Source organism: Flavobacterium rivuli WB 3.3-2 = DSM 21788 (assembly GCF_000378485.1).
Classification (GTDB): Bacteria; Bacteroidota; Bacteroidia; order Flavobacteriales; family Flavobacteriaceae; genus Flavobacterium; species Flavobacterium rivuli.
In genome coordinates, this window is sequence record NZ_KB899970.1 from 149,995 (window position 1) to 176,165 (window position 26,171).

Annotated in this window: 22 protein-coding genes; 8 read left to right on the forward strand and 14 right to left on the reverse strand. The window is 40.4% G+C overall.

Annotation, left to right across the window (positions count from 1 at the left end):
- The first annotated feature begins 116 nt into the window (after positions 1 to 116).
- The gene (locus F565_RS0111650; protein ID WP_020213408.1) at positions 117 to 944 is read left to right on the forward strand and encodes a universal stress protein; all 828 of its coding nucleotides are present in this window, start codon (positions 117 to 119) and stop codon (positions 942 to 944) included.
- 91 nt (positions 945 to 1,035) lie between these two features.
- On the opposite strand, the gene F565_RS0111655 is transcribed toward F565_RS0111650, so the two are convergent.
- From F565_RS0111655 to F565_RS0111670, 4 genes are all read right to left on the reverse strand, one after another.
- A complete protein-coding gene (locus F565_RS0111655) occupies positions 1,036 to 1,539 on the reverse strand; it encodes a hypothetical protein (protein ID WP_020213409.1) in 504 nt (167 codons plus the stop codon).
- Positions 1,540 to 1,642: 103 nt separating this feature from the next.
- Positions 1,643 to 2,962, reverse strand: a complete 1,320-nt coding sequence (locus F565_RS0111660; RefSeq protein ID WP_026300018.1) for a GAF domain-containing sensor histidine kinase — start codon at positions 2,960 to 2,962, stop codon at positions 1,643 to 1,645.
- 148 nt (positions 2,963 to 3,110) lie between these two features.
- Positions 3,111 to 3,263, reverse strand: coding sequence for a hypothetical protein (locus F565_RS0111665; RefSeq protein WP_154652596.1), 153 nt, complete (start codon positions 3,261 to 3,263; stop codon positions 3,111 to 3,113).
- 89 nt (positions 3,264 to 3,352) lie between these two features.
- On the reverse strand, positions 3,353 to 4,891 hold the full coding sequence (locus F565_RS0111670; RefSeq protein WP_026300019.1) for a GH3 auxin-responsive promoter family protein: 1,539 nt from the start codon (positions 4,889 to 4,891) through the stop codon (positions 3,353 to 3,355).
- Positions 4,892 to 4,931: 40 nt separating this feature from the next.
- Between F565_RS0111670 and F565_RS0111675 the strand changes: the two genes are divergently transcribed.
- On the forward strand, positions 4,932 to 5,726 hold the full coding sequence (locus F565_RS0111675) for a DUF2797 domain-containing protein (RefSeq protein WP_026300020.1): 795 nt from the start codon (positions 4,932 to 4,934) through the stop codon (positions 5,724 to 5,726).
- A 534-nt stretch (positions 5,727 to 6,260) separates the two neighbouring features.
- Here F565_RS0111675 and F565_RS0111680 read toward each other — a convergent pair.
- The gene (locus tag F565_RS0111680; RefSeq protein ID WP_020213414.1) at positions 6,261 to 8,948 is read right to left on the reverse strand and encodes an AsmA-like C-terminal region-containing protein; all 2,688 of its coding nucleotides are present in this window, start codon (positions 8,946 to 8,948) and stop codon (positions 6,261 to 6,263) included.
- A gap of 56 nt (positions 8,949 to 9,004) precedes the next feature.
- A complete protein-coding gene (sppA, locus tag F565_RS0111685; protein WP_020213415.1) occupies positions 9,005 to 10,795 on the reverse strand; it encodes a signal peptide peptidase SppA in 1,791 nt (596 codons plus the stop codon).
- Between the two features lie 142 nt (positions 10,796 to 10,937).
- Between sppA and folK the strand changes: the two genes are divergently transcribed.
- On the forward strand, positions 10,938 to 12,074 hold the full coding sequence (folK, locus tag F565_RS0111690) for a 2-amino-4-hydroxy-6-hydroxymethyldihydropteridine diphosphokinase (RefSeq protein WP_020213416.1): 1,137 nt from the start codon (positions 10,938 to 10,940) through the stop codon (positions 12,072 to 12,074).
- Positions 12,075 to 13,107: 1,033 nt separating this feature from the next.
- On the opposite strand, the gene F565_RS0111695 is transcribed toward folK, so the two are convergent.
- Together F565_RS0111695 and F565_RS0111700 are read right to left on the reverse strand one after the other, a co-directional pair.
- Entirely contained in the window at positions 13,108 to 14,097 is a 990-nt protein-coding gene (locus F565_RS0111695; RefSeq protein WP_020213417.1) for a family 43 glycosylhydrolase, read from the reverse strand.
- A gap of 133 nt (positions 14,098 to 14,230) precedes the next feature.
- On the reverse strand, positions 14,231 to 14,665 hold the full coding sequence (locus F565_RS0111700) for a carboxymuconolactone decarboxylase family protein (protein ID WP_020213418.1): 435 nt from the start codon (positions 14,663 to 14,665) through the stop codon (positions 14,231 to 14,233).
- A 161-nt stretch (positions 14,666 to 14,826) separates the two neighbouring features.
- Between F565_RS0111700 and F565_RS0111705 the strand changes: the two genes are divergently transcribed.
- The 5 genes from F565_RS0111705 to F565_RS0111730 all read left to right on the forward strand — a co-directional run bounded on the left by F565_RS0111705 (position 14,827) and on the right by F565_RS0111730 (position 19,073).
- Entirely contained in the window at positions 14,827 to 16,956 is a 2,130-nt protein-coding gene (locus F565_RS0111705; RefSeq protein WP_020213419.1) for a S46 family peptidase, read from the forward strand.
- Positions 16,957 to 17,183: 227 nt separating this feature from the next.
- Positions 17,184 to 17,408 (forward strand): hypothetical protein, encoded by a 225-nt coding sequence (locus F565_RS0111710; protein ID WP_020213420.1) that lies wholly within the window; start codon positions 17,184 to 17,186, stop codon positions 17,406 to 17,408.
- A 215-nt stretch (positions 17,409 to 17,623) separates the two neighbouring features.
- The gene (locus tag F565_RS0111720; protein ID WP_020213422.1) at positions 17,624 to 17,836 is read left to right on the forward strand and encodes a hypothetical protein; all 213 of its coding nucleotides are present in this window, start codon (positions 17,624 to 17,626) and stop codon (positions 17,834 to 17,836) included.
- An 82-nt stretch (positions 17,837 to 17,918) separates the two neighbouring features.
- Positions 17,919 to 18,230 (forward strand): hypothetical protein, encoded by a 312-nt coding sequence (locus F565_RS0111725; protein ID WP_020213423.1) that lies wholly within the window; start codon positions 17,919 to 17,921, stop codon positions 18,228 to 18,230.
- A 381-nt stretch (positions 18,231 to 18,611) separates the two neighbouring features.
- Positions 18,612 to 19,073 carry a hypothetical protein gene (locus tag F565_RS0111730; protein WP_020213424.1) on the forward strand — a complete coding sequence of 154 codons (462 nt, stop codon included), beginning with the start codon at positions 18,612 to 18,614 and terminating at the stop codon, positions 19,071 to 19,073.
- 250 nt (positions 19,074 to 19,323) lie between these two features.
- Here F565_RS0111730 and clpX read toward each other — a convergent pair whose 3' ends face one another.
- The 6 genes from clpX to F565_RS0111760 form a co-directional block, all read right to left on the reverse strand.
- Complete coding sequence (gene clpX, locus F565_RS0111735; protein WP_020213425.1) at positions 19,324 to 20,556, reverse strand: ATP-dependent Clp protease ATP-binding subunit ClpX; 1,233 nt, start codon at positions 20,554 to 20,556, stop codon at positions 19,324 to 19,326.
- 71 nt (positions 20,557 to 20,627) lie between these two features.
- Complete coding sequence (clpP, locus tag F565_RS0111740; protein WP_020213426.1) at positions 20,628 to 21,302, reverse strand: ATP-dependent Clp endopeptidase proteolytic subunit ClpP; 675 nt, start codon at positions 21,300 to 21,302, stop codon at positions 20,628 to 20,630.
- A 91-nt stretch (positions 21,303 to 21,393) separates the two neighbouring features.
- Positions 21,394 to 22,719: a trigger factor gene (tig, locus tag F565_RS0111745; RefSeq protein WP_020213427.1), complete on the reverse strand. Its 1,326-nt coding sequence runs from the start codon at positions 22,717 to 22,719 to the stop codon at positions 21,394 to 21,396.
- Positions 22,720 to 22,844: 125 nt separating this feature from the next.
- Positions 22,845 to 23,186, reverse strand: coding sequence for a phage holin family protein (locus tag F565_RS0111750; protein ID WP_020213428.1), 342 nt, complete (start codon positions 23,184 to 23,186; stop codon positions 22,845 to 22,847).
- 73 nt (positions 23,187 to 23,259) lie between these two features.
- Complete coding sequence (locus F565_RS0111755) at positions 23,260 to 24,828, reverse strand: SGNH/GDSL hydrolase family protein (protein WP_020213429.1); 1,569 nt, start codon at positions 24,826 to 24,828, stop codon at positions 23,260 to 23,262.
- Positions 24,829 to 24,840: 12 nt separating this feature from the next.
- Positions 24,841 to 26,103, reverse strand: coding sequence for an OmpP1/FadL family transporter (locus F565_RS0111760; RefSeq protein ID WP_026300021.1), 1,263 nt, complete (start codon positions 26,101 to 26,103; stop codon positions 24,841 to 24,843).
- Positions 26,104 to 26,171 lie beyond the last annotated feature (68 nt).

Consider the following 26,171-nt stretch of genomic DNA (forward strand, 5'->3'; position numbering starts at 1 on the left):
AACTGCGCAAATATACAAATAATTTTTATATCTTGAAAATCATTGGGTAATGTAAAATTTATTCTTAACTTTATGTTTGTTAAAATCCAGCCAATTATTGTTAATTATTTACACCTATGAAAAAAATATTAGTCCCAACAGACTTTTCTGACCATGCCGAATATGCCCTTAAAGTGGCTGCACAAATTGCCCGCGAAAATGATGGCGAAATTTATTTGCTGCACCTTTTAGAGCTTCCCGGTGAAGAAAGTGATGCTGTAACATCTGGCGCTGAAGCCCCCGAAATTATATTTTTCCTGAAAAAAGCCCATGAACGTTTTGACGAGGTTCGGTCGGCAGAATATCTTGAAGGGCTTACGGTTACAGAAAATGTAAAGTTTGATAAAGCTTTTGATGGTATACTTAAAATAAGCAAGGAGCACGATATAGACCTTATTGTTATGGGGTCGCACGGTGCCAGTGGTTTCCACGAAATGTTTATAGGTTCTAATACAGAGAAGGTGGTAAGGGTGTCTGAAGTTCCCGTTCTTGTTATTAAGAAGGAAGGAGCCGACTTTAACCCTGAAAAATTTGTGTTTGCCTCTAACTTTAGCAACGAGATTAAAAAGCCATTTGCCAGGGTAGTAAATTTTGCCAACAGCTTTAAGGCGAAACTGCACCTTGTGTACATAAACACGCCAAACGAATTTAAATCTACTCACGAAGCCGAAAAACTAATTCATGATTTTACATCGGGCTTTAGTATTGTTAATGGTTTTAGTACCCATATATACAGCGATGTGAATGTAGAAAAAGGCATACTGCATTTTGCCAACAGCGTAAATGCCGACCTGATAGGTATGTGTACGCATGGTCGCCAGGGTATTGCCCACTTTTTTAACGGCAGTATTAGCGAAGACCTTGTTAACCATGCGGTAAGGCCGGTGGTTACCTTTAAAATATAATTTAGTGACTGTACTTTAATGGAAAACCATCCTGCGAGGGATGGTTTTTTTGGTTTACAAAGAAGATCTAACATTTATAATAATTATTGTTCTAATACTTTTTGCTGCAATCCGTTTTTTGTTGACTTCTTATACTTTGCATAGAGTCAATAAATATTTTATTATGGCGCTTTTCGAATTCAGCATTCATTGTTTCCTCATAGCATAAATCATTAAATTTTTCGCCACCAATTAGCGGTATGCATGTGGATGAGCCATATGCATAATCAACCTGTATTCCTTTTTTTAGAAACAATTCTTTTACTTTTTCAACTTCACACATTGTATTCATGTTTCCGTGGTAAAAATAATAAATAAGCTTCCCGTTTTTGATGTCTTTAACAGCACGTTTCTTTGCGTTTATACATGCTGTGTCAACAACTATTAACCTTTTTTTACTGGCTTTGGCATGTTTAAGTGCGTTTTCATAATCGTATAAATTATAAGAAATAACTGAGTCGGACACTTTTGTTTCCGGTTTTACATCTTTCTTTTTATCGCATGATGATAATAATATGGTAATTATTGAGATAAGGAGTAATAAAAAATTCTTCATTGAGAGGTAATTGTTATAAGATGTTAAAATATAAAATTTCTCCAAAAAAAAAGCAGCTAAGAAATTTATTCTCAACTGCTTTCTTTAAAATATATAAGTTTTTTTAAACCGGAATATAAATTTTAAACATGGTGCCTTCGTTAGGTTTGCTTTCTGCAGTAATGTAGCCCTTATGATTTTCTATGATCTTCATTACAATGGCAAGGCCAATGCCCGTGCCTGGCTGCAGATCCCTTGTTTCGAGCCGCTGAAAAAGCTGGAATATCTTATCTTTATACCTACTGTCAAAGCCAATGCCGTTGTCTCTAAATGTTATTAAGTGGTACTCCTTTTCTTCTGCAATATTTGTTTGGTATTCAACACGTTTAGTAAGTTCGTAATCAATTGTTATTTCCGGCATAATATCGGGACGCGAAAACTTAAGCGAGTTTGAAAGTAAATTGCAAATAACCTGCCTGAATTGAAATGCTATAGCATTAAAATAAGCATTGGTGGTTACGGTTATGTTTGCGTTTAGCTTTCCTGTTTCTTCCTCCAGGTCTTCTATAACATCTTTTACCACGGCTTTTAAAGAAATCGTGTCATACTGTTTATTTTCGGTAGTACGCGAATAAGCAAGAAGGTCTTTTATAAGGTGGCTCATTCTTGATGATGCCTTACCTATTTTCATAAAATACTCTCTCCCGGTTTCGCTAAGGTTGTTATATTCCCTGTCGTTAATGAGCGAGGCAAATGTTTGTATTTTGCGCAATGGTTCCTGCAGGTCGTGGCTGGATATGTAATTAAATGCCTGAAGTTCTTTATTTGCCTTTTCGAGCTGTATCTTCTGGCCTTCAACTTCGGCCACCCTTTCGGCAACTATGTTGTCAAGGTTTTTTGTGCGCTGCTCCAGCAATTCCCTTTGCAGGTTAAGCTTGTTGTTTGTTTTGCGCAGTTCGAGCAGGTTCATGACCTGTCCGGCAAGTATATTCAGCGCATTTAACTGTGCTTCTGTAAGTTCGCGTGGCTTGTTGTCTATAATGCAGAATGTGCCGAGGCCATAACCGCTGTTAGATACCAGGGGTATGCCGGCGTAAAATATAACATTAGGGTTTCCGATTACGAGGGGGTTGTTTTTAAAGCGGTCGTCGAGCCGGGAATCGGGTATTATAAATGCCTCGTCAGGATTAGTAATAGCATGCGAACAAAACGAATGCTGCCTGTGGGTTTCCTCTGCATCCAGCCCGTGGTGCGATTTAAACCACTGGCGGTCTTTATCTACAAGGCTTATAAGTGCAATGGGCACATCGCAAATAACAGATGCAAGAGTGGTTATATCCTCATAATCCTTTTCTGTAAGCGAGTCAAGAATATCATAGCTCCTTAATTCTTTAAGGCGTTTTTCTTCTTCCTGTGGGTCCTGCCCATAATGCATCGCTTTCATTCATCAAACATAATAAAAAATAACATTAACTTTTTGCTAAAATTTAGATTTTAATTATTTTTTAAATAAAATTTTAAGATTGTAAGTGCTTAAAATAAAAAAGCAGCTAAGAAATTTCTAAGCTGCTTTGTTTAAGTTTTTTAACCGGTTACGCGTTTTGTTTTTTGTTTTCGAGCGTTTTAACCGGGGCATTTACGCTTATTCCGCATCTTTTGCCACGGCAGCCATAATGGTGTGCAGGGCTGCATGATGCTAATAATACAAGGGCCGCGCCCAAACCTAATAAATACTTCTTTTTCATAAATATCTTTTCATTTTGTATTTGCATATTATTATACAAACTTAATGCCAAAGTTTTTCAACTAACTGTAAACGTATGTGTTAATGTCTTTAAACCCCTTCTGTAAAGCTGCCTTCATTTTGCATTGCCTTAAGCTGTTCCAAATAATGGCGCTCGTTGCTCAACCTCGGAATTTTGTGCTGCCCGCCCAGTTTATCCTGTTCTTTAAGCCAGTCATAAAACAACCGAGGCCTTGCTACGTTAAGCACAAGCGGGTTTAGCGTCATGTTGTTGTAACGCTTGGCCTCATAGTCAGAATTTACCGTTTGCAGCGTTTCGTCCAGTATTTGCCTGAATTTCTCTACATCCTGCGGGATGCATTTAAACTCAACGATCCACTCGTGTGCGCCTTTTTGTTTGCCCTCCATAAAAATAGGGGCAACGGTATAATCTATCACTTCGGTATGGGTAAGCTCGCAGGCACGGGCAATGGCCTTATCGGTATTTTCTACTATAAGCTCTTCGCCAAAAACATTAATATGGTGTTTAGTCCTGCCGGTAACTTTTATACGGTACGGATTGATGGATGTAAACCTCACGGTATCGCCTATAAGGTACCGCCACAGGCCGGCATTGGTAGTAATTACCACTGCATAGTTTTTATCTTTAACCACCTCAGCAAGCGGAATAACCCTTTGGTTTAGCGTGCCAAAAGTATCCATAGGGATAAACTCGTAAAAAATGCCATAATCCAGCATAAGCAATAGCTCGTTGCTGTCGTTGCTGTCCTGTATGGCAAAAAAGCCTTCGGAGGCATTATATATTTCGTAAAATTTAAAATCTTTTTTAGGCAGTATTTTTTTGTACTGCTCGCGGTAGGGGTCAAAGCTCACGCCGCCATGAAAATACACTTCCAGGTTGGGCCATATTTCGAGCAGGTTACTTTTGCCTGTCTCTTCGAGTATGCGGTTAAGCAGCACCATCATCCATGAGGGTACACCTGCAAAACTGGTTACATTTTCGTTTACCGTTTCCTGTACTATAGCGGCCAGTTTGCTTTCCCACTCTCCCATAAGCGATACACGGTTGCTTGGGGTACTGCTTAGCTCTGCCCAAAACGGCATATTGTCTATAAGTATGGCAGAGAGGTCGCCAAAAAAGGTGTTGTTATCTTCATACAGTTGCTTGCTGCCGCCCAGCCTTAAACTTTTTCCGGTAAACAATTGCGAGTCTTCGTTATTGTTAAGGTACAGGCACAGCAGGTCTTTACTGCCGGCATAATGGCAATCTTCCAGCGCTTCGGGGCTTACGGGTATAAACTTGCTTTTAGCATTAGTAGTACCGCTGCTTTTTGCAAACCATTTTATACTTGTGGGCCAAAAAACGTTTTGTTCGCCGGTGCGTGTCTGTTCTATAAGCGGCTCCAGGTCTTCGTAAGTAGAAACCGGAACCCTTTGCGAAAATGTAGTGTAACTTTTTATCGACTCAAAACCATATTTTTTACCAATGGTTGTATTCTCTGCTATTTGCAACAGGTTGTGCAACAGCTCTTCCTGTACCTCGTTAGGGTATTTCATGAACAATTCTATCTGGTGGATACGCTTTTTAAGTATCCACGATGCTATCGAATTGATTATAGGCAAACCCATATTTTACTATCTTTATGCCATAAAAATACTGAATTTTTTCATGCAATACGAAGGCGTACTCACAAAAATGCAAACAGAGGCGGGCAGCCCCATACAATATTATCTTGTTTTCGAGAACAGTTTCCTGCACGTTAACCAACTCCTGGGCAAACCTTTCGAAATTAATTTTATGGGCTACAGTTGTACCAACTGCAATAAGAAGAAAAAGATTTACCGTATGGGTTTTTGCTACGATTGCTTTTACAGTATCCCATCGGCAGGGGACTGGATCATGCGCCCGGAGCTTAGTACAGCCCATTTGGGTGTTGCCGACCGTGACCTTGCTTATGAGGAGCGTGTGCAATTGCAACCCCATGTGGTTTACCTGGCATCGAGCAGCGACCTAAAAGTAGGGGTAACCCGAAAAACGCAGGTACCTACCCGATGGATAGACCAGGGGGCAAGCTACGCCACACCGCTTGTAGAAGTGCCCAACCGTTACCTTGCCGGTATTACAGAGGTTGCCCTTAAAAACCACTTCTCTGACAAGATTAACTGGAAGAAGATGCTCCTTAACGATGTTGCGCCAACAGACCTTATTGCGCGCCGTAATGAGGCCAGTTACCTGTTGCCCGATGAAGTGCAGGAATATTTTGAAACTACTCCCGAGAAATTATATACATTAGAATATCCGGTCCTGGAATATCCTAAAAAAATAAGCAGCCTTAACCTAAGCACTACACCTACTTATAGCGGTGTACTTACAGGTATAAAAGGGCAATACCTTATTTTTGAAGATGGCACCGTGTTTAATGTGCGCTCTTATGAAGGTTTTGTAGTGCAGATTAATGTGTGATGATTTATAATGCAACTGTGTTTATTAAGGTTGAGTGAAGCTTTTCCCCTCTTGAGAGGGGTTAGGGGTGTGTTGTGTTTAAAGTGGTTTACTGCCAGTAGATTATGCTATCTTTAATTATTTTATTCTTCTTTTGTCTTGAAACAAAAGAAGCAATCCCGATAGCTATCGGGACAAGGCTCTAACTTCTTATGCTACAAATTATAAGCTTTGGCTAAATCATTTGAACTCGCTGCGCTCAAACAGCAAGTGATTCTTAACGCCTCAACTTATAATTTGCTTAACGCAACAAAGTTTTAGGCCTTAGCTTCACTCACAGTTGCTCACTTTATGGCAAAAACACAGATTAATTTAAAAGTTGGATTCAGACAATTGTTATCAAGAGAGTGGCAGCTGCATTTCTGCCGAATTACGGATCTTAAAATCTTTGTGCATCTTTTAAAATAATCTACAAAACAAAACACCCACCAGATACTGAATCTGATGGGTGTTTTATATTGAGTAAGTCCGCTTTCTGCGGCTGATAACTGAATACTACTCTTTCTTATCCTTCTTTTTAAACAGGTTATTAACGGCGTTTTTAACGGTAGTTTTAGCTGCTTCCTCTGCCTGCTGTTTTACTTCGGCATTGGTTTTAGGGGTGGTAGTTTTTGTAGTATCGGTAGTGGCTCCATTATTTTTTGTGGCCCCTTTAATCAGGTTGCCTAAAAGTTCTTTGCCTTTATCTGTAGCCTGGTTTACATACTTGTCTTTTTGTTGCTGTACAAGTTGTGTGGTAAGGCTGGTAACCGACTTAGAAAGGTCGGTGCTTACTTTAGGGTTCTGGAAAGTACCCGTAATAACCGCATTAACCGGGATACTTATTTTACTGCCATCCGTTTTTAATGTGGCAAGCAGTTTAGTTACATCGCTGCCCAGATACTTAGCAGGAACATCAAAGCCTACATTGTAGTTCATAACCTGGTCAAAGCCATGCGTTCCCTGTATCTTTACATCTATATCCTGGTATTTAATGTTGAAAGGCTGAATGTTAACCTTACCATCGTTAAACGTAAGATTTATCTTTTGGTTCAGGTTTATTTTAGAAGGGTCAAGGAATTTAACGTTGGTAGTCAACGCTGTAAGTACCTTAGATTTTGCAGTATTGATAACCGTATTGGCTAATGAACCTGCAAGGTCGCCCGTAAGCGATTTCATATCGGGGGTCATTTCTTTAGCGTCAAGGTTACCTGCTACATTAATAGTGCTGCTAAATTTACCTGTTATAACATCGGCAATTGGTGCGATAGACTTAAGCATTTCAAGCTGCGTGAATGACTGCGTTATATCAAGGCTGTTAAGGTTAAGCCCCATGTTGAATTTAGGCGTAGCACTTTTTGTAGATACATTACCATTAAAACCAATGTTACCACCAAATATTGAAGTCTTTACATTTTGCAATGCCACAGCCTCATCTTTAATGATCATCTTGCCCGAAACATCGGTAAGGTTAAGGTTGTCATATACCACACTGTTAGCTTTTGCAGTGATGGTACAATCTAAAAACGCAGGAATTTTAACGGCGTTAGAGGTTGTTGTTTTCTTTGTTTCTGTTTTGGTGGTTGCTTCTTTAGACTCGCTTGTTGTTTCGGTCGTAGTAGTCTTAACAGGCGCCGGAGCCATAAAATCAGCAACAATAAGCTTGTTAGAGTTCATGTTAAAGTTACCCTGCAACGTTTGGTCTTTAAAAATAAAACCATAAAAATTATCAAGAGTACCGGTAATAGCAATATCCGATCCTCCTGTTTTAGCATCAAAACGGCTCAGGTTTACACGGTTTGGGTTAAACTGTACATCGGCCTGGCTGATAACAAAAGGATGGGCAAAACCGTCTACCTTATAATTAAATCCGCTAAGGCTAATGTTACCCTTATTCTGTATTTTCTCGTAAGCTTTTGCATCTACGGCAGCCATGTCAAATTTAGTTTCTACATCTGCCCTTAATATACCTGTAAGCGGAATATCCATTTTCACAGGATACGCCTTAGATACATTTGCAAGGTTAATAATACCTTTTAGCCTGGCATCTACCAACGGATTTTCGATGATATTACGAATGTTTGCGCTGGCATCAAAAACATCCTGGTCTATTTTAAACGACAGTTTATCAATATTTACATAGGTATCATTAAGCACACCGGTTTCATTGATGATCTTAGTGTCAATAACGATCTTCTCAACCGATTTTGGCAGGTCGGGATATTTAAATGAGGCATTGTTTGATGCAAATGCAATGTTGAATTTTGGTACGCTGTTATCGCCGTTAAGCCCGTTTACCTTGCCTTTTATGGTAAAATCGCCTTCGGTCTTTACATTGGCAATACTGCCTGAATAGGCTTCCGGTATTAACCCTAAAAAATTTTTAAACGATGATGTAGGGGTAAAGAAGGTAAGGTCTATTTGCTGGCCTGCTTCCTGAATGGCCACGCTGCCATCAAACTCTAAAGGTAACTGGTTTATAAAAGCCTTGTTCTCTTTAAAGGTGTAAATACTTTTGTCCAGGTCCATGCCTAAAACAGCATCAAGCTTAAGTTTCACGGCACGCATGTAGTTGGTCTTGTCCATATCCATAGTAAGGGTAGCTGTGGTATGGGTATCAAGATCCAGTTTATTAGCGGCAAAATTTCCTTTACCGGTATGGTTCAGGCTGTCTATAACCACTTTTATTTTAGAACGCTCATCATAATATTTAAATCGCAGGTTTTGCACGTCATAATTCTGAATGCTTAATGCAAACGGCTTGCTCGGCTCTGTGGTAGCAGGCTGGTTAGGGTCGCCTTTAAGGGCAATATCAAAATTACCCACGCCATCTTTATTAAACAGGATGTTTACAAGCCCGTTTTTAGTGCTTATAGACTCAAGGTTCATGGTTTCGCCCTCTTTTTTAAAGAGTTCTTTAACCGACATATTAAGGTTTAGCTCGCCCATGTATACCAGCGTATCTCCGGCAAAAGGCGCTTTGTTAATAACGCTTAACTTATCTATGGTTACACTTGCTTTAGGGAAACTTTTAAACAGGCTAAGGCTAACATCTTCAAACGCTACGGTAGCATCTACCTGGTTATTGATAGCCTTAACTACCATGCTTTTTATTTTGTCTTTAAACAGGAACGGCGCGGCGGCCAGTGCAATGATGATGACAAGCAAAACAATACCTGTCCACTTCAGGATCTTTTTAACCATAGTATTCTTAATTTACGACTAAGGTACTACTTTTAGCCGCCCTGTACAAAAGGTATTTATCTAATATTTATTTCAAAAGGCATCATGGCCTGTGTACCTTTAAGTTTGGTAACACGCCTTATGCGCTCTATCATCTGGTAGTTTTCTGCGCCCACTTCTTCCTTAATAAAAGACTCTCTTGACTGTGCAAAAGGCAAACCTGTAAGGCTGCTTAAAAACTTATCAAAAGTCCTTTCATATTCAGGATAGTTTTTTGTGCTGTAATCTGTGGTCTTGCCCAGTTTTGCAGCATATTTTATGGCATCATCCAGTCCGCCTATTTCGTCTACAAGCCCGTTTTTAAGAGCGTCGTTACCCGTCCATACACGCCCCTGGGCAATAGCATCTACCGCTTCTGGAGTCATGTTACGGCCTTTAGCCACACGGCTTACAAAAGTGGTGTAAATATGCTCTACACCCTGTTGTATTATTTCGCGGGTATTGTCTTTAAGGGGAGTAAACATGCTGTAACCCGATGCATTGCCATGTGTACTAACCTCTTCTGTGTGAATACCAAGGTTGTTAGACAGTTTAGTAAGGTTAGGCAGTACACCAAACACACCTATAGAACCTGTAATGGTGGTAGGCTCTGCAAAGATCCTGTTTGCATTACACGAAATATAGTACCCGCCAGATGCTGCGTAATTACCCATAGAAACTACAATTGGCTTTTTCTTTTTGGCAAGCTCTATATCCCTCCATATAATATCAGATGTTAGTGCGCTGCCCCCCGGAGAGTCTACACGCAATACTATAGATTTTACATCTTCATCTTCAACAGCTGCCTGCAACGCTGTGCGCAAAGCACCTTCGCCTATAATGTTTACATCGCCTTCGCCACCGGCAATTTCGCCCTGTGCGTATATAACGGCAATCCTGTCTTTAGCATCACTGGCTTTACTGTCCATCTCTGCAGCGCTCACATAATCAAGAATGTCAACAGTATTGTATTCTTCGTCTTTACCTACTTTAAGTGCTTTTTTTATACCGGCAACGTACTCATCTTCATAACCTACTTTATCAATAAGTTTTTTGGCTTTAGCCATTTCAGGAGTGCGCGCACTAAGGTTCTCAGCAATGCTGTTAAGGCTGTCTACCGGTATGTTACGGCTTTTAGAAATGTCTGTAACTACAGACCCCCATACCGATGTAAGCAATTGTGTGATTTGCTCCCTGTTTGCAGGGCTCATTTCATTCGCAAGAAAAGGCTCTACAGCGCTTTTGTATTTACCGTGGCGTATAACTTCCATGGTAATACCCGTTTTTTCCTGAAGGTCCTTGTAGAACATTACTTCGCTCGACAGGCCTTTAAACTCAAAATCACCTACCGGGTTAAGGTACAGTGTATCGGCTACAGAGTTTAGGTAGTAAGTACCCTGGGTGTAGGTGTCAGAATAAGCTACAATAAACTTTTTCGATGTTTTAAAATCGTCCAGCTTATCTCTAAGGGCTTTGCTTTGTGCCATGCCCAGGCCGGTTGTACCATTGGTAATGGTAATTCCTTTTATCCTGTCGTCTTTTTTTGCTGCGTCTATGGCGTTAAGCACATCTGTAAGGCCTTCTTTAGGCTCAGAGTTTAGCATTGCAAAATCTGTATAGGTAAAATTACCGGCATAGTCGTTAGTTACCTTAGTAAGGTCGAGCTCTATTACCGAGTTGTCTTTAACCTCGACTATGTTTTTATTGCCACCACCGCCACTACCGGCAGCTGCCGCGGCAACCCCTATAACAATTATTAATATAAAAGATAAAAACCCAAAGAGGAATAACCCTACCACTGTTGCCAGCACGCTTTTAAAAAAATTCATGGTACTAAAATTTGATTTCTCATAATAGGTAGCAAAAATACATGATATGTTACAGATGCGCTGCTTTAAATTTATTAACACTATGCCAATAATTTCATTAAGGGCTTAAACGGCACCAAAATGTTTGCTTACTTTGCAGCCTATGAAATTTCAGAACAGTGCTATTTTATCGTTAGGAAGTAACCTGGGCAATCGTTTAGAGAGCCTGCAGCAGGGTATTGATTATATACACAGCCATATAGCCACGGTTATAAAAACATCCGGCGTTTATGAAACTCCTGCATGGGGCTTTGAGGGTGATGCCTTTTACAACTGTGCTCTATTAGTGCATACCAGTAAATCGGCAATAGAACTTTTACAAGGCCTGCTTGCTGCCGAAGCACAGTGTGGAAGGGTGCGCAGTGCTACGGGCGAGTACATTTCGCGCACTATAGATATAGATATTATTGCCTTTAATGATGAAGTGATTAACAAGCCGCATTTGCAGGTGCCGCATCCGCGGATGGCAGGGCGCAATTTTGTGCTGTACCCTTTACGTGATATTTCGCCGCAATGGGTGCACCCAATACTGAACATGGATATTAACCAGCTTATAGCAGAAACTGAAGATACGTCTGACTGCGAACTGGTAACCCAACTTACATCGCCTGCCGATGCCTACAGCCCGGAGCGGTTTAATTACATTGCTATAGAAGGGAATATTGGCGCAGGGAAAACATCGCTTGCCTTAAAGATATCGGAAGATTTTAATGCACAGCTCGTGCCCGAACGTTTTGCTGATAACCCGTTCCTGCCTAAATTTTATGCCGACCAGGCGCGGTATGCCTTTTCTTTAGAAATGTCCTTCCTGGCCGACCGGTACCAGCAGCTTACCGATGACCTCTCGCAACTAAACCTGTTCAGCGATTTTGTGGTAGCCGATTACTATATTGTAAAGTCACTCATTTTTTCTAAAATTACCCTTAGCGAAGACGAGTACCGCCTCTACCACCGCCTGTTTGATATTATGTATAAAGAGCTGCCGAAACCCGGCCTGTACATTTACCTGTACCAAAGCACCGAAAGGCTGTTGCAGCAAATTAAAAAACGGGGGCGCGACTACGAGCAGGATATTACGGTTGAATACCTTGATAACATTAACCGCGGTTACCTCGACTTTATTAAATCGGCTACCGGGCTAAATGTATTGGTTATAGATGTTACCGATAAAGATTTTGTCAACAATCAGGAAGATTATTTGTGGATTTTGGATCAATTGAAAGGGGTTAATAAGCAATAGGGATTTGCAATTGACAATAAGCAATTCCTTTGCTAGCGCGAGCCTCAGGCTCGCGCTAGCGTGGCGAGTCAATCTTTTATATGATGATCTAAAGTAGAGATTCCTCAATTCCGCTGCGCTTCATTCGGAATGACACATCGCTATTCCATTTCGACGAAGGAGAAATCTTAAATGAATAACTATAAATTGCTTTTGTGTCCAGGAATGACTGGCCCTTTGCTAGCGCGAGCCTCAGGCTCGTGCCGGCAACTATTTAAATATTGTGCACGAGCCTGAGGCTCGCGCCAGCGTGGGGAGTCAATCTTTTATATGATAATCTAAAGTAGAGATTCCTCAATTCCGCTGCGCTTCATTCGGAATGATACTCGCTATTCCATTTCGACGAAGGAGAATCTCAAATGAATAACTATAAATTGCTTTTGTGTCCAGGAATGACTGGCCCTTTGCTAGCGCGAGCCTCAGGCTCGTGCCGGCAACTATTTAAATATTGTGCACGAGCCTGAGGCTCGCGCCAGCGTGGCGAGTCAATCTTTTATATGATAATCTAAAGTAGAGATTCCTCAATTCCGCTGCGCTTCATTCATAATCACACATCGCTATTCCATTTCGACGAAGGAGAAATCTAAAATTAATAATTATACGATTGCTTTTGTGTACAGGAATGACTGGCCGGTGTCACTTTGAGCGAAGCCTGCCTGCCGGTAGGCGGGTATAACGTAGTCGAAGAATCTCAGAAAAATAGAACTAATGCGCATATAAATTTAGATTGCCTCGTGCCTCGCAATGACAGCCTCCGTCTGATATGTTTCGGTGATTTGTCATTCTGAGCGAAGTGCAACGTAGTCGAAGAATCTCTAATTCTAAGCTTCAGGAGGGCGGCATGTTTGTATCCAATCCCACCGAAACGACCTTGAGCTTTGGAGAAGAGCATATAAATAATATACCGCTTCTCCAAAGCTCAATTGATGTTGTTTTGTTTTTCCTGTAAATATGTCATACATCAGGGACTAATGCACTTTTATAAAACAATATTCTACAACTCTCCAATCCCTTTTGGCACTACAGGCAAAATGTTTCCTGCATTGTCAAACTTCAGGCTGTCTATACATAGCTGTCGTAAAACATAATCCTGCTTTTGCGGTTTAATGCGGTGGTATAAAATGTAATCCTGACCTTTCTCGGTAAATACAGTGTGGTGGCCGGGTCCGTAGGTAACACTGTCTTTAGTGGTTTGCAGTATAGGGCTGTTAACGCCTTTTGTAAATGGCCCAAGCGGACTGTTGCCCGTTGCATAGCCTACTTTATAGGTAGCATCTATAGCTTTACCCTGCGAGAACATCAGGTAATATTTGTTGTTACGCTTTATCATGTGCGGGCCTTCAAAGTAATCGGGTGGGGTAACGTCTTGCGGAGTACCATCAAATGTATGCATGTCTTTTTTAAGCTTTACCGCCATACACTTGCCATTAACCCAGTTATAACCCGATCCCCAGTACAGGTATGCCTGCCCATCGGTATCAATAAAACAGTCGGCGTCTATGTTGTGCACAACAGGGAAATCATTTTTAGAGACCAACGGTGTGTTATCTGCCTTCATGTTTTTCCATGGGCCAAGCGGGTTATCGGCTACGCCGCCCCAAACTTCGCTGCCTACAGATACGTACATATAAAACTTTCCATCGGTACCCTTAACAACTCCGGGAGCCCATACCTTTGCATCGCCCGATGTTGGGCTGGTACATTGTGCTTTAGTAGGCCAGTTTAGTTTTTCTTTTTTAAAAGTCTTAAAATCTTTAGTAACCAGTACGGCAAGCTCATCGGCACCCCACGGGTCTATAGTAGCATATATATAATAATCGCCATTGTGCTTAACTATAGTTGGGTCGGCATAATAACCATCTATAATTGGATTCGTTATAACAGCCTGAGTAGGGGTCGGGGTGGTTTCTGCTTGTTTTTGTTTGCAGCCAACAGCCAGGATGCTAAGCAGAGCTACAGTTTTTAAGGTAAGGCGATAATTCATTTTAAAATAATATGGTTTGTATAACCCAAATATATTAAAATGTTTAGTTTTTAAATGTGAAAATTACATTTAATGCAAAATAAAGGGGCAGTGTATAAGGTAAGCCTCCTAAACATTTATTGCTTTATTTATATTACTCGGGCATCATTGCTGTAGTAATTCCTATGCGGTTCCAGGCGTTAATAGCTATTATAAGCATGATAACCTGAGCAGTATATTTATCGCCTAAAATGGTTATTGCATCGTTATAAGTTTTGTCAGATACGTGGCCTGTAATAAGTGTCACTTCTTCGGTTAAGGCTAATATGGCTTTTTCTTCTTCGCTAAAAAACGGGGTTTCCCTCCAGGTACTGAGTGTATAAAGGCGCTGTTCTGTCTCGCCAAGTTTGCGGGCATCTTTAGAGTGTTTGTCTAAACAATAGGCACAACCATTTATTTGAGAAGCCCTGAGTTTAATAAGTTCTTTATGCAAAGGTTTAATATCTGTAGTAGCTAAATATTTTTCAAAGCCCAGCATTACTTTAAATCCTTCCGGTTCTGTTTCGTGTATTAAAATCCTTGTTTTCATAATGTTATTGTATTTAATTGTTGATACAAATTTCTAAAATGCCAGTCACAAAAAACTTAAACCGGTTTAAGAAAGCAGCTTAATGCTGCCGATTCTGTTTTCTAACTTTCCATTCATGTTTTTAAAAATCCCTATCTTGCGCGTACAAACAAAACTTTGATATGAAATTAGTACGCTTACTCATCCTCTTTGTTGCCTTTCCTGCACTGGCACAGCAAGGCGGTATGTGGATACCCTCACTGCTGCAGGGTATGAACGAAAAAGAAATGAAAAGCCTGGGCATGAAAATGTCGGTACAGGATATTTATGATGTTAACCATTCCAGCCTTAAAGATGCCGTACCCCAGTTTAACGGTGGCTGTACCAGTGAGGTAATATCGTCTCAGGGGTTGCTGCTTACAAACCACCACTGCGGTTTTGGCGAAATACAAAGCCATAGTACGGTAGAGCATGATTACCTTACTAACGGTTTCTGGGCTATGAGCCAGGCCGAAGAGTTGCCTAACCCGGACTTAGAGGTAACCTTTATTGTACGTATAGAAGATGTTACTACAAAGGTGCTCGAAGGTACACAGGCAATTGATGAAAAAGCGAGGGTGCAAAAAATTCAGCAGAATATTGCCAGCCTTACCAAGACATTACCTAAAGAAGCGTGGCAGGAAAATAGTATACGCACCTTTTATGAGGGTAACCAGTACATGCTGTTCGTAACAGAGTCTTTTAAAGATGTAAGGCTTGTGGGCGCACCACCATCATCTATTGGTAAATTTGGTAATGATACAGATAATTGGGTGTGGCCAAGGCATACCGGGGACTTCTCGTTGTTCCGTATTTATGCCGATAAAAGCAACCGCCCCGCGGCTTACAGTAAAGACAATGTACCGTACAAGCCTAAGTACTTTTTTCCGGTATCTGTAAAAGGAGTTAAAGAAAACGATTTTACACTTGTATTTGGCTATCCCGGCCGTACTACAGAGTATTTGCCATCTGTAGCCATAGACCAATTGGTTACGGTGCTTAACCCTGCCAAGATAGAAATAAGAGAGGCCGCCCTAAAAGTAGCCGACGGTTTTATGCGAAAAGACAAAGCCATAAAAATACAGTATGCTGCCAAGTATGCAAGTATTGCCAACTACTGGAAAAAATGGATAGGGGAGACTACCGGCCTAAAAAAGACCAACGCCGTTGCCATTAAAAAAGCACAGGAAAAAGAATTTATGGCCCGTGTGCAAAAGGCCGGCAAACAAGCTGAATATGGTAATTTACTGGCTGACTTCGAAAAGAATTATAAGGCCATAGAACAGTACTCGCTTGCGCGTGATTATTTTACCGAAGTAGCTTTAAGAAATACAGAGCTGCTTACCACCGCTTACAGGCTGTACCAATTAGAATTGGTATTTAAAAATAAAGGTGCACAGGCGTTTACAGACCGTAGGGAAAACATGATTGCTACCCTTACAGAGATATACAAAGACTTTAATAAGAATGTAGACGAAAAGGTGTTTGAGCAACTCATAGAGTTATACGGCACTAAAATGCCTAAGCAGTTTGTGCCTGCAGCTATTGCCGGTGCCGATTATAAAAAGCTTACTGCTGAGGTGTATGGCCAGTCGAAACTTACAAGCCTTGACGGCGTTAAGGAACTCCTTGCCGGAGATCCTGCTGCTGCCATTGCCCGCCTTAATGCCGATAAAGGCTACCAGCTGCTTAAAGCTATGGCCGAGACGCAAACAGAAAAAGTGATGCCTAAGTATGACGAGCTTAACCTGCAAATAGCTGCCTTGCAGCGCACTTACATGAAAGTCATACTGGAACTTAGCCCTAAAGAGGCGCGCATTTTTCCCGATGCTAACAGTACCCTGCGTGTTACTTACGGTAAAGTAAAAGGCTACGAACCTAAAGACGCTACTTACTATGAGCCGGTTACTTACCTTGGCGGTGTTTTGGAAAAATACATTCCCGGCGATTATGAGTATGACGTGCCACAAAAACTGATAGACCTGTACAACAAAAAAGACTTTGGCCAGTATGGCGAAAAGGGTAAAATGCCTGTTTGCTTTATAGGTACTAACCATACTACAGGAGGCAACTCCGGCAGCCCGGCAATAGATGCTAAGGGTAATCTTATAGGGCTTAATTTTGACCGTGTGTGGGAAGGTACCATGAGCGATGTATATTACGATCCGTCTATTTGCCGCAACATAATGGTAGATATGCGCTATGTGTTATTTATTATAGACAAGTTTGCCGGTGCCACGCATTTAGTAAACGAAATGAAGGTGGTAAAATAAGGTAGTTGTAAACTTATATGATTACATTTTACCTTAAAACTATTATTTGCAGATTATGCTATATTGCAGGATGTTAAATGATAAGGTTAAAAGTGAATTTAAACAGGTAATAATCTGACTTTCAGGTTGAAAAGATTTAAAGTATTTTTTATTAATAAATATTTTGCGATATTAAAAAATTTATATCTTTGCTGCGAATTAATAATTAACCTTTATAATTAAGTAAGATGAAAAAAGTTGTTTTAACCCTTGCCCTTGTAGCTATGATGAGTGTTTCTTTTGTTTCTTGTAAAGAAACTGCTAAAGAAGAAACTACTACAGAAACTACAGTAGATTCTACAGTTACTGAAACTCCAGAAGTTGCAGCTCCAACTACAGATTCTGCTGCTACAACTACTACTACAGTTGATTCTACTAAAACTACAACTACTGAAACTACTCCAGCTCAGTAATTAATACGTTTACGTAAAAGCATAAGAAGCTCCGCATTGCGGGGCTTTTTTATTTTAGCAGGTTTGTATATTTGTAATAGCAATAAGTATAAGCACAATGATTATGGAGTTAGAGCTTTGATAAAGCTTATACGAACATACCGCACTAGTGCAGAGCTGCAAGATAAGCTGGAGCTTGGGGTTTACGACTATGAGCAAGGAATTCAGGAAGATGGATGAATATTGACCCGAAAGCAGAGCAATACAGACGATGGTCGCCCTATATCTACGCTTATGATAATCCAATTAGGTTTATTGACCCTGACGGCATGAGTGCTATATGGAAGCCTGATGTGAATGGAAATCTGATTGCAGAGAAAGGTGATAATACTAAAACATTGGCGAAATATTTGGGAGCAAAAGTATTCGATATAGCAGAATCACAATAATTAAGAAATAGTGAAAAACAAGAAATTAATTCTACTAACTTACATTCCACTTTTTTTACTGGGAATGCTATTTCTTTATATAATGAATAAAGGAGATTTGAATGAACGTGAAATTGCTCCAAAAATAAGATTTGAAACAAAGCTTATTGATTTATATGTCGCGAGTATATCTTTTGAAAGAAATGGTTTATATTTAAATAAAGTATTATATAATGCGGGTGGAATAAGTAGCTATTCAAGAGTTCATTTTAAAAATGGTTTAATAGAATTGCAAGATATTAAACCTCCTTATGTGTTATCGAAAAAGGTAAATAATGATACTTTAAGGATAAGTAAAAATGATGTAAATTATTATTTGTTAGTTACACAGGAAATCGAATATTCAAGAAGGTAATGTGTTATATTAACAATGATCTCCCCGAACCGGGGAGATCATTGTTAATAGTTAAACCTTGCTAAACGATTCTAAGATATAATTATAGGAGCCGTTAAACTCTTCTACAGTCTTGTGGCACTTAGATAGCTATTTTACAACACGAAAAATAAATTATCTTGACATTGCGGCAGGTTAAGATAGAGAAAGTTGTTACCGATGTGACGAAGATAGTAACCATAGATTGTATTGATGGTTACTATTACAAGAATGCAGTACTACAGTTTTTCACTAAGCGAGGTTAGGTGGACTATACTCCATCCGTAAGGGGGCATCGCCCAATGATATATATAAATATGTTTACCAGTACAAAGACCATTTGGTAATTAATAACATTAAACCATGAATTATAAATTTTTTCTGTTGCTACTATTTTTTAAAATAATTATAGGTTGTAATAATGTAGAAAAAAAAGAACGAATTGAGAATAAATCAATCGAAAAATCTTTGACTATAAAAGTTCCAAAGGAGGATTTTGACGAATTTTTCACAAAATTTCGCTCTGATTCTATATTTAAATTTACCCGAATAAAATTCCCTTTGAAAGGATTTAATTCTGATGAAATGGGAACAGGCTCTGAGCAATCAATATATTTATGGGATAAGGAAAATTTTATTTTTTACTCGGTTGAGGACTTTAAAAATCAAACGACCACAGATATAATAAAAGAAGATATTATTAAATCAGACTCAGTAGTAACTTATAGAAGATATAAGGAAGATTCTGGATATGATATTAATTATGAATTCAAGAATATAAAAGATAAATGGTATTTAATATATTATTCATATTCAATTTTCTAATTGAAATATCTTATCTAATTGTCAGACTATAGCGGGTTATAAAATAATCAACTGATAATGTATGTCTTTAATTGCAACATAACAAAGCAAAAAAGCAGGACAATTACTTATCCTGCTTTTACTATTTATTTGTTATTCCATTTTTTGGTCCGTCATCGCTGCGTTACAAAGATTAAAAGCAAAAGATTGCTTCGTTCCTCGCAATGACCACCCATGTTGAAAACTGCTATTGAATACTAACCACTCGAAGCTACGAAGCTGTTTTAAGTCTTTTAAGCAATGTCCTGTTAAGGTGGTGGTCTACATACTCTTTATCAATGCTTAGGGTACGCTCATCGCTTCCCGGCAATTCATACATTGCTTCGGTAAGGATGGCCTCGCATAAAGAACGAAGGCCACGGGCACCAAGCTTGTATTCTAAAGCCTTATCTACAATATAATCCAGTGCATCGTCAGATATAGAAAGGTCTACATCATCCATAGCAAACAGTTTTTTGTACTGTTTAACCAGGGCATTTTTTGGCTCGGTAAGGATGGCGCGAAGCGTTTCCCTGTCTAACGGATCCATGTGCGTAAGCACCGGCATACGCCCGATGATCTCCGGTATCAGCCCGAAATCCTTAATGTCTTTAGGGATAATGTATTGCAGTAAATTATCTTTATCAATGTTGTCTACGTTACGCGATGTACTGTAACCTACAGCCTGGCGGTTAAGCCTTTTAGATATGATGCGCTCTATACCGTCAAAAGCACCACCTGCTATAAACAGTATGTTCTGGGTGTTTACCTCAATAAATTTCTGGTCAGGGTGCTTACGGCCACCCTTAGGCGGAACGTTTACAATAGTACCTTCAAGCAATTTTAGTAAAGCCTGCTGAACTCCTTCGCCCGATACATCACGGGTAATAGACGGGTTGTCGCTCTTGCGGGCAATCTTGTCTATCTCATCAATAAACACAATACCGCGCTCTGCTTTAGCAACATCATAATCGGCAACCTGCAACAGGCGGGTAAGGATGCTTTCTACATCTTCGCCCACATAGCCTGCTTCGGTAAGAACAGTAGCATCTACAATAGCCAGCGGCACATTAAGCATGCGCGCAATGGTTTTTGCAACAAGGGTTTTACCGGTACCGGTTTGCCCCGCCATAAGGATGTTACTTTTCTCAATCTCTACATCATCGTCGCTTTTTTGCTGCATTAACCTTTTGTAGTGGTTATATACCGCAACCGAAAGCACTTTCTTGGTCTGGTCCTGCCCAATAACATACTGGTCCAGGAACGCCCTTATTTCTTTAGGCTTTTTCAGGTCGAGCTCGCCGGCAATAGATGCAGATCCGCTTTGTTTAAGCTCTTCCAGTACAATGCCATGGGCCTGCTCTATACAACGGTCGCATATATGCGCGTTGATGCCTGCAATTAATAAATTAGTTTCCGGCTTTTTCCTGCCGCAAAAAGAACACTCTAATACTTCTTTAGCCATTTCTTTAGTTTTCAGTCGCAGTTTTCAGTCGCAGTAAGCCCGCACAACTGTAAACTGCGACTGTGACTTTTTTATTCTCTTGTTAATACCTCATCTATCATTCCGTACTCTTTAGCTTCAGGAGCTTTCATCCAGTAATCGCGCTCGCTGTCTTTGTGTACTTTCTCATAATCCTGTCCGGAATGCTTAGAGATAATCTCGTAAAGCTCTTCTTTAAGCTTAAGCATTTCGCGAAGGTTTATCTCCATATCTGTAGCAACGCCCTGTGCACCGCCCGATGGCTGGTGAATCATTACCCTGCTGTGTGGAAGTGCCGAACGTTTTCCTGCCGCACCGGCGCATAAAAGCACTGCACCCATAGATGCTGCCATACCTGTACAGATAGTAGCTACATCGGGCTTAATGTACTGCATGGTGTCATACATGCCAAGGCCTGCATAAACGCTGCCGCCCGGAGAGTTAATGTATATCTGGATGTCCTTGTTAGCATCTGCACTTTCCAGGAACAATAACTGTGCCTGCACAATGTTTGCAACCTGGTCGTCTATACCCGTACCAAGAAAAATGATCCTGTCCATCATAAGGCGCGAAAACACGTCTATCTGGGCAACGTTCATCTGGCGCTCCTCCATAATGTAAGGTGTAAGGCCTGTAGGCGTTACGCGGTTTACAAGCTTATCGTAATATAAATTATTTACACCGTGGTGTTTAGTGGCATATTTTTTAAATTCTTTACCGTAGTCCATAGTCTTTTTAAAATTTTTAATTGTTTAAAAGAAACGAAAAAACGTCAGTCCCGGCGGACTGACGTTCAAAGATAATCATTTTTCGTGAGATTTATTCTCCGTACATTTCTTTGATAAACTCCTGATAAGTAACCTCTTTAGTTGTAAAAGGTACTTTTTCTTTATAAAGGTTTACCATCTTTTCGCTCATAACCTGGTCAGAAAGCCTTTTAACCTCTTCCTGGTTACCAAGTACACGTGCAACGATACCATCTACATCTTCGTCGGTAGGGTTAAGCTGGCCAAATTGTGCCATTTGCTTTTTAATTACCTCTTTAGTATATGATTTTAGGTCTTCAAAAGTTATTTGCAGATTGTTGTCTGCCATAACTTTACCTTCTATAAGCTGGTAACGAAGCCCGTTTTCAGATCTTTTGTATTCAGCCTCTGCCTCTTCAGCAGTTAAAGGTTTTTCACCTGCTGTTTGTAACCACTTGATAAGGAACGTGTCAGGAAGGTCAAATTTAGTATTGCTTATTAATGCCTCTGTAGCATCGTTAAGGAATTTCTGGTCTGCCTGCTGTATAAACTGCTGCTCGGCATCTTCCTTGATTTTAGCTTTTACACCTTCAACAGAAGTTACATTGCCTTCGCCAAAAAGCTTGTCAAAAAGCTCCTGGTTAAGTTCTGCAGGCTCAGTAGTGTTTACTTCTTCGATAACAAATTCTACTTCAATATCAAGTCCGTGCACATCATCATGGCCTACTTTAAGGTAATCCATAAGTTTGTGGTCGTCATCAAATAAACCCTTAGTAGCAAGTGTAACTACATCGCCCACTTTTTTACCAATAAATTTATCAAAGGTAGCAGCATCAGCAAATATCTCTGCAGATATTGTTGCAGGGCTGTCAATACCTTTTTCTTCGTTTTTAAAAGTACCGGCAATATCATCACCAGCTTCGGCAGTTTCTTTAGGTATAAGTTTGCCATACTGTTTTTGTATGCGTGCTACCTGCTCATCAAGCATAGCTTCATCTGCAGTAATGGTATATTTTACAATGCTGTTTGCAGCAGTAAGGTCTACAGTAAATTCAGGAGCAAGGCCAAGTTCAAATTCAAAAGTAAAATCTTCGGCATCCCAGTTAAAGTCTTCTGTAACTTTAGGCAGCGGGTTACCAAGAATGTTTAGTTTCTCGCGTGACATGTAGTTGTTTAACGAAGACTGTAGTAATTTGTTAACCTCTTCAAGCAATACAGTTTTGCCATATTGTTTCTGGATAAGGCTTACAGGTACAACACCTTTCCTAAAGCCCGGAAGTGATGTGGTTTTTCTATAGTTGTATAATGCTTTATCTACATTAGCTTTGTAATCATCCTTTGTAATAGATACTTTTACAATAGCGTTCAATGCATCTACATTTTCTCTTGTAATATTCATTATTTAGATTGTTTTCTTATATAAAATTCGGAATGCAAAATTAAACCTTTTTTACAACTCATACAACTTTTTAAAATATTGTATTTCAATGGCCTTAAAAAAGGCGGTGTAACTTACAACATAATTTATTTATCGCTGTAAAACGCGGATACAATACTCTGGCAAATAGATAGCACAAGGCTAAATATCAGGGCATGCACAAAATCTATTATTGTAAAGCCATCTATAAGATGGTCGCACAGCATGACAATAATAGCATTAATAACGAGTAGGAAAAGCCCCAGTGTAAAAATGGTAACCGGTAATGTAAATAATACAAGGATGGGTTTTATAAAAATATTTAGCAGCGCCAACACAACTGCCACGATAAGGGCAGTGTAAAAACTATCTACATGTACACCGGGCATAAAATGCGCAAGCATTAGTACAAAAAAAGTGGTAAAGAGGAGTTTTACAATTGTTTTCATGAGTGAGGTAATTTTATGTAAAAATAAAAAAAGCACCGGCATGTACCGGTGCTTTAATAAATTATATTAAGAATTAGTTTGAAGGCAAAATAGTTGCTCCCGGATAGTAACCAGCGGTTATCATGGGTAGTTTTGCTTTATAGTGTTCATTAATAACTTTAATTACCTCGTTTGCTACAAGTGCGTAACCTCTTGCATTAGGGTGAACACCATCAAGAGAAAATAATACTGTGTTTACCTTTGCGGTGCTAAAGTAATCAGCAGTATATATCTGCCCGTCTGAAGTTCTAAGACCGGATACAAGCTGATTAAGTATGGCATTCATATCTGCCACAGCAAGGTTTTTTGTTGCTGCAATAGCACGAATGGCATTATTAAAGTTTGTAGTTGCGTTGTTTACAAGTGTTACTTCGGCAGCGGTTAATACATGCTGATCCTGTAAAGGATAGGCCACCCCAAAAGTGTCGAACGGTGCCGGAACGCCCGGTGGCGGCTCACCAATTACAGATCGTGTTGTAAGTAGTATAAGATCCTGTGCGGTTGCCTGTCTTGCCTGCCCGTAAATTTGACCTAACACAGTGGCAAATGGTGCCGTTGCAGGGTTTCCTGCTGCGGCTGCTGTAATTTGAGGGCCTAAATTAACAAGCGACTCGTCTATTATTAAAAGTGGGTTAGGATCGGTTTCAGAGAGAAGGTGAATTCTGTCCGGTTGTCCAAAAGCAGTTAGTATCTGGTTAAGCGGGCCGTATAATTGCGCATTTGCCCTACGAATGCTGGCAAGGCCAACAGTAGTATCTCCGTCGCCAATTGCCGAAGCAGTAAGTGGGTTGTAAGGTACTGTTGTAAAGAACGGAATTGATGTAATGTTTGGCACAGTAGCAACAACGCCTTTAGCACCATTAAGCGTTAATTGCCTTATAATTTCGGTATAGGTACCTGCAAATACAGTAGGGTCTGTAATATCGTTGCCGCCGTAAGTAGCAGGATTAGTATTACCCGTCTGGTCTATACCAATCCCTCCGGATGTAGCGTACGACAACACATCGTTAGCACCTATCCAGTTAGTAAAAAATGTTGGGTTTAAAGACAAAGCATCTGCAAGTACTGTAGTGGTAGGTGATGTTGCGTGGCGCACAAAGTAGGGGTTGGCAAGCCCAAGTGCAAGCCCTGCAGGGTTACCATAACCCGCGGCCAGCAAGTGGAAAGACTTAGCTCCCGGAACTCCCATATTGTTGTAAGCTTTTTGCTGAGCTGTAAGCGTAACGGTACTTGTGCCTGCAATAGGCTCTGGGCCACCCGCACCCGCATCAATAATCAACCGGGTATTAAAACCGGGCAGGCCAGCAATACCTCCCAAGTTGTTTACATCATCGGCATAGCTTGGCTGTGTAAACTCGCCGCCACCCACAATTTTAAACTGCTGTGCCAGTTGGTTAGGAAACGAGTACGTTTGGCCAATGCGAGACACGGTGCCATCCATGTAACCCGATGTTAGTGAGTTACCCACGGCCACATACCTTGTAAAATCTGCCTCGCCGGCGCTGTAGTCAGCGTCTGTAAGGTTGTGTTCAAACTCCGGCTCGCAGGCTGTAAATCCGGCTGCTGCCAGTATAGCTAAATATAGAAGTGTATTTTTTTTCATGGCAAATTTTTATTAAAAGCTATAAGTTAAACCAACACCCGGAGAGAATACCACATTTTTGTAAGTTCCGCCAAAAGAATATGGCGTACCGTCTTCGGCAGTATAGTTGTAAGAGTTGGTAGTTTCTTTAAAGTGAAGGTAAAGGAACGAGGCATCTATACCCAGCTTAGGTGTTATCTGGTAGGTTAAACCACCGGTAAAGCCCATAGAGTCATTCCTTGGTGTTTCAGGAGCAAAGTAGCCATCCTGCACAGGGCTTTCGTCAAAGTAATAACCGGCACGGAAAGCAAACTTTTGGTTAGGTTTATACTGCGCACCTATGCGGTATGTGCTTGCATCTTTATAGTTACGCGGGTTAACAGATGTGGGTATGTTGTTTGCAAAATCTACTGTAAGGTTTTTGTACACATTCCAAAAAGCCACATTATAATCTAACGCTACAAGCCATTTATCTGTAAGCTGCACAGAGAAACCTGCTGTAAGTTCTGCCGGTAAAGGTAAATCGGCATTAAAGGTAGTGTTGCTAAAAGTACCCTGGGCAAATGCAGGCACGTGGTTAAATTGTGCACTGCCATTACGCGCTTCCATAGTAATTTCAGATCGGTAGTTTACACCCACCCTTATGTTTTCTGTAGGGTTAAGCATCATACTTGCCGTCCATCCCCAGGCAGTCACGTTTTTAGCCCTGATGGTAACTTCTGCAGGATTACCATTTTCGCCAAGGGGCACTTCATTTTCGCTAAGGCTCCTGCTAAGGTTACGGTTAAGCTCTACACCGCCGGTAACATATATTGGCCCACCGCCAATACTTAATTGGTCGTTAATTTTTATAGATATTGTAGGCTGGATATATACTGCTTCCAGATCGATATTATTTACAAGGTTAGCACCTACCCAGTTTTTGTCCCATTCTACAGCACTTCCGTAAGGGGTGTATACTGCAAGGCCTACGGTTAACCAGTCGGTAGCACGATACGATGCATATATTTCAAAAGGGTTACCAAAATTTTCTGTAGATGCCTTCCAGTTGTTGGCCTCATTTTGAAATCTTGTTTTGGCAAAAAGGCCATTACCACCAACAGAGAAGTTAAAACGGTCTTTTAAGAATGCTGCCCCCGCCGGGTTAAAAAACAAAACCTCTGCACTTTGCACCACACCTACGCCGGTATGGCCCATGGCAAGTTGTTTTTGCCCCTGCAGGCTTACGCGATAGCCGCCTGCAAAGGCAGTTGTAGCCGCAAAAGCCATCATGGTTAAGGATAATAATTTTCTCATAGTAAAATTCAGGTTAGTTGTCAAATTGATAATCTTCATATCAAATTTATAATAAATTATCGATTACG

Bases quoted from the DNA above. Each gene is read 5' to 3' on its own strand.
- F565_RS0111650 (WP_020213408.1), top strand. From the start codon at position 117: ATGAAAAAAATATTAGTCCCAACAGACTTTTCTGACCATGCCGAATAT.
- F565_RS0111655 (WP_020213409.1), bottom strand. From the start codon at position 1,539: ATGAAGAATTTTTTATTACTCCTTATCTCAATAATTACCATATTATTA.
- F565_RS0111660 (WP_026300018.1), bottom strand. From the start codon at position 2,962: ATGAAAGCGATGCATTATGGGCAGGACCCACAGGAAGAAGAAAAACGC.
- F565_RS0111665 (WP_154652596.1), bottom strand. From the start codon at position 3,263: ATGAAAAAGAAGTATTTATTAGGTTTGGGCGCGGCCCTTGTATTATTA.
- F565_RS0111670 (WP_026300019.1), bottom strand. From the start codon at position 4,891: ATGGGTTTGCCTATAATCAATTCGATAGCATCGTGGATACTTAAAAAG.
- F565_RS0111675 (WP_026300020.1), top strand. From the start codon at position 4,932: ATGCAATACGAAGGCGTACTCACAAAAATGCAAACAGAGGCGGGCAGC.
- F565_RS0111680 (WP_020213414.1), bottom strand. From the start codon at position 8,948: ATGGTTAAAAAGATCCTGAAGTGGACAGGTATTGTTTTGCTTGTCATC.
- sppA (WP_020213415.1), bottom strand. From the start codon at position 10,795: ATGAATTTTTTTAAAAGCGTGCTGGCAACAGTGGTAGGGTTATTCCTC.
- folK (WP_020213416.1), top strand. From the start codon at position 10,938: ATGAAATTTCAGAACAGTGCTATTTTATCGTTAGGAAGTAACCTGGGC.
- F565_RS0111695 (WP_020213417.1), bottom strand. From the start codon at position 14,097: ATGAATTATCGCCTTACCTTAAAAACTGTAGCTCTGCTTAGCATCCTG.
- F565_RS0111700 (WP_020213418.1), bottom strand. From the start codon at position 14,665: ATGAAAACAAGGATTTTAATACACGAAACAGAACCGGAAGGATTTAAA.
- F565_RS0111705 (WP_020213419.1), top strand. From the start codon at position 14,827: ATGAAATTAGTACGCTTACTCATCCTCTTTGTTGCCTTTCCTGCACTG.
- F565_RS0111710 (WP_020213420.1), top strand. From the start codon at position 17,184: ATGAAAAAAGTTGTTTTAACCCTTGCCCTTGTAGCTATGATGAGTGTT.
- F565_RS0111720 (WP_020213422.1), top strand. From the start codon at position 17,624: ATGAATATTGACCCGAAAGCAGAGCAATACAGACGATGGTCGCCCTAT.
- F565_RS0111725 (WP_020213423.1), top strand. From the start codon at position 17,919: ATGAATAAAGGAGATTTGAATGAACGTGAAATTGCTCCAAAAATAAGA.
- F565_RS0111730 (WP_020213424.1), top strand. From the start codon at position 18,612: ATGAATTATAAATTTTTTCTGTTGCTACTATTTTTTAAAATAATTATA.
- clpX (WP_020213425.1), bottom strand. From the start codon at position 20,556: ATGGCTAAAGAAGTATTAGAGTGTTCTTTTTGCGGCAGGAAAAAGCCG.
- clpP (WP_020213426.1), bottom strand. From the start codon at position 21,302: ATGGACTACGGTAAAGAATTTAAAAAATATGCCACTAAACACCACGGT.
- tig (WP_020213427.1), bottom strand. From the start codon at position 22,719: ATGAATATTACAAGAGAAAATGTAGATGCATTGAACGCTATTGTAAAA.
- F565_RS0111750 (WP_020213428.1), bottom strand. From the start codon at position 23,186: ATGAAAACAATTGTAAAACTCCTCTTTACCACTTTTTTTGTACTAATG.
- F565_RS0111755 (WP_020213429.1), bottom strand. From the start codon at position 24,828: ATGAAAAAAAATACACTTCTATATTTAGCTATACTGGCAGCAGCCGGA.
- F565_RS0111760 (WP_026300021.1), bottom strand. From the start codon at position 26,103: ATGAGAAAATTATTATCCTTAACCATGATGGCTTTTGCGGCTACAACT.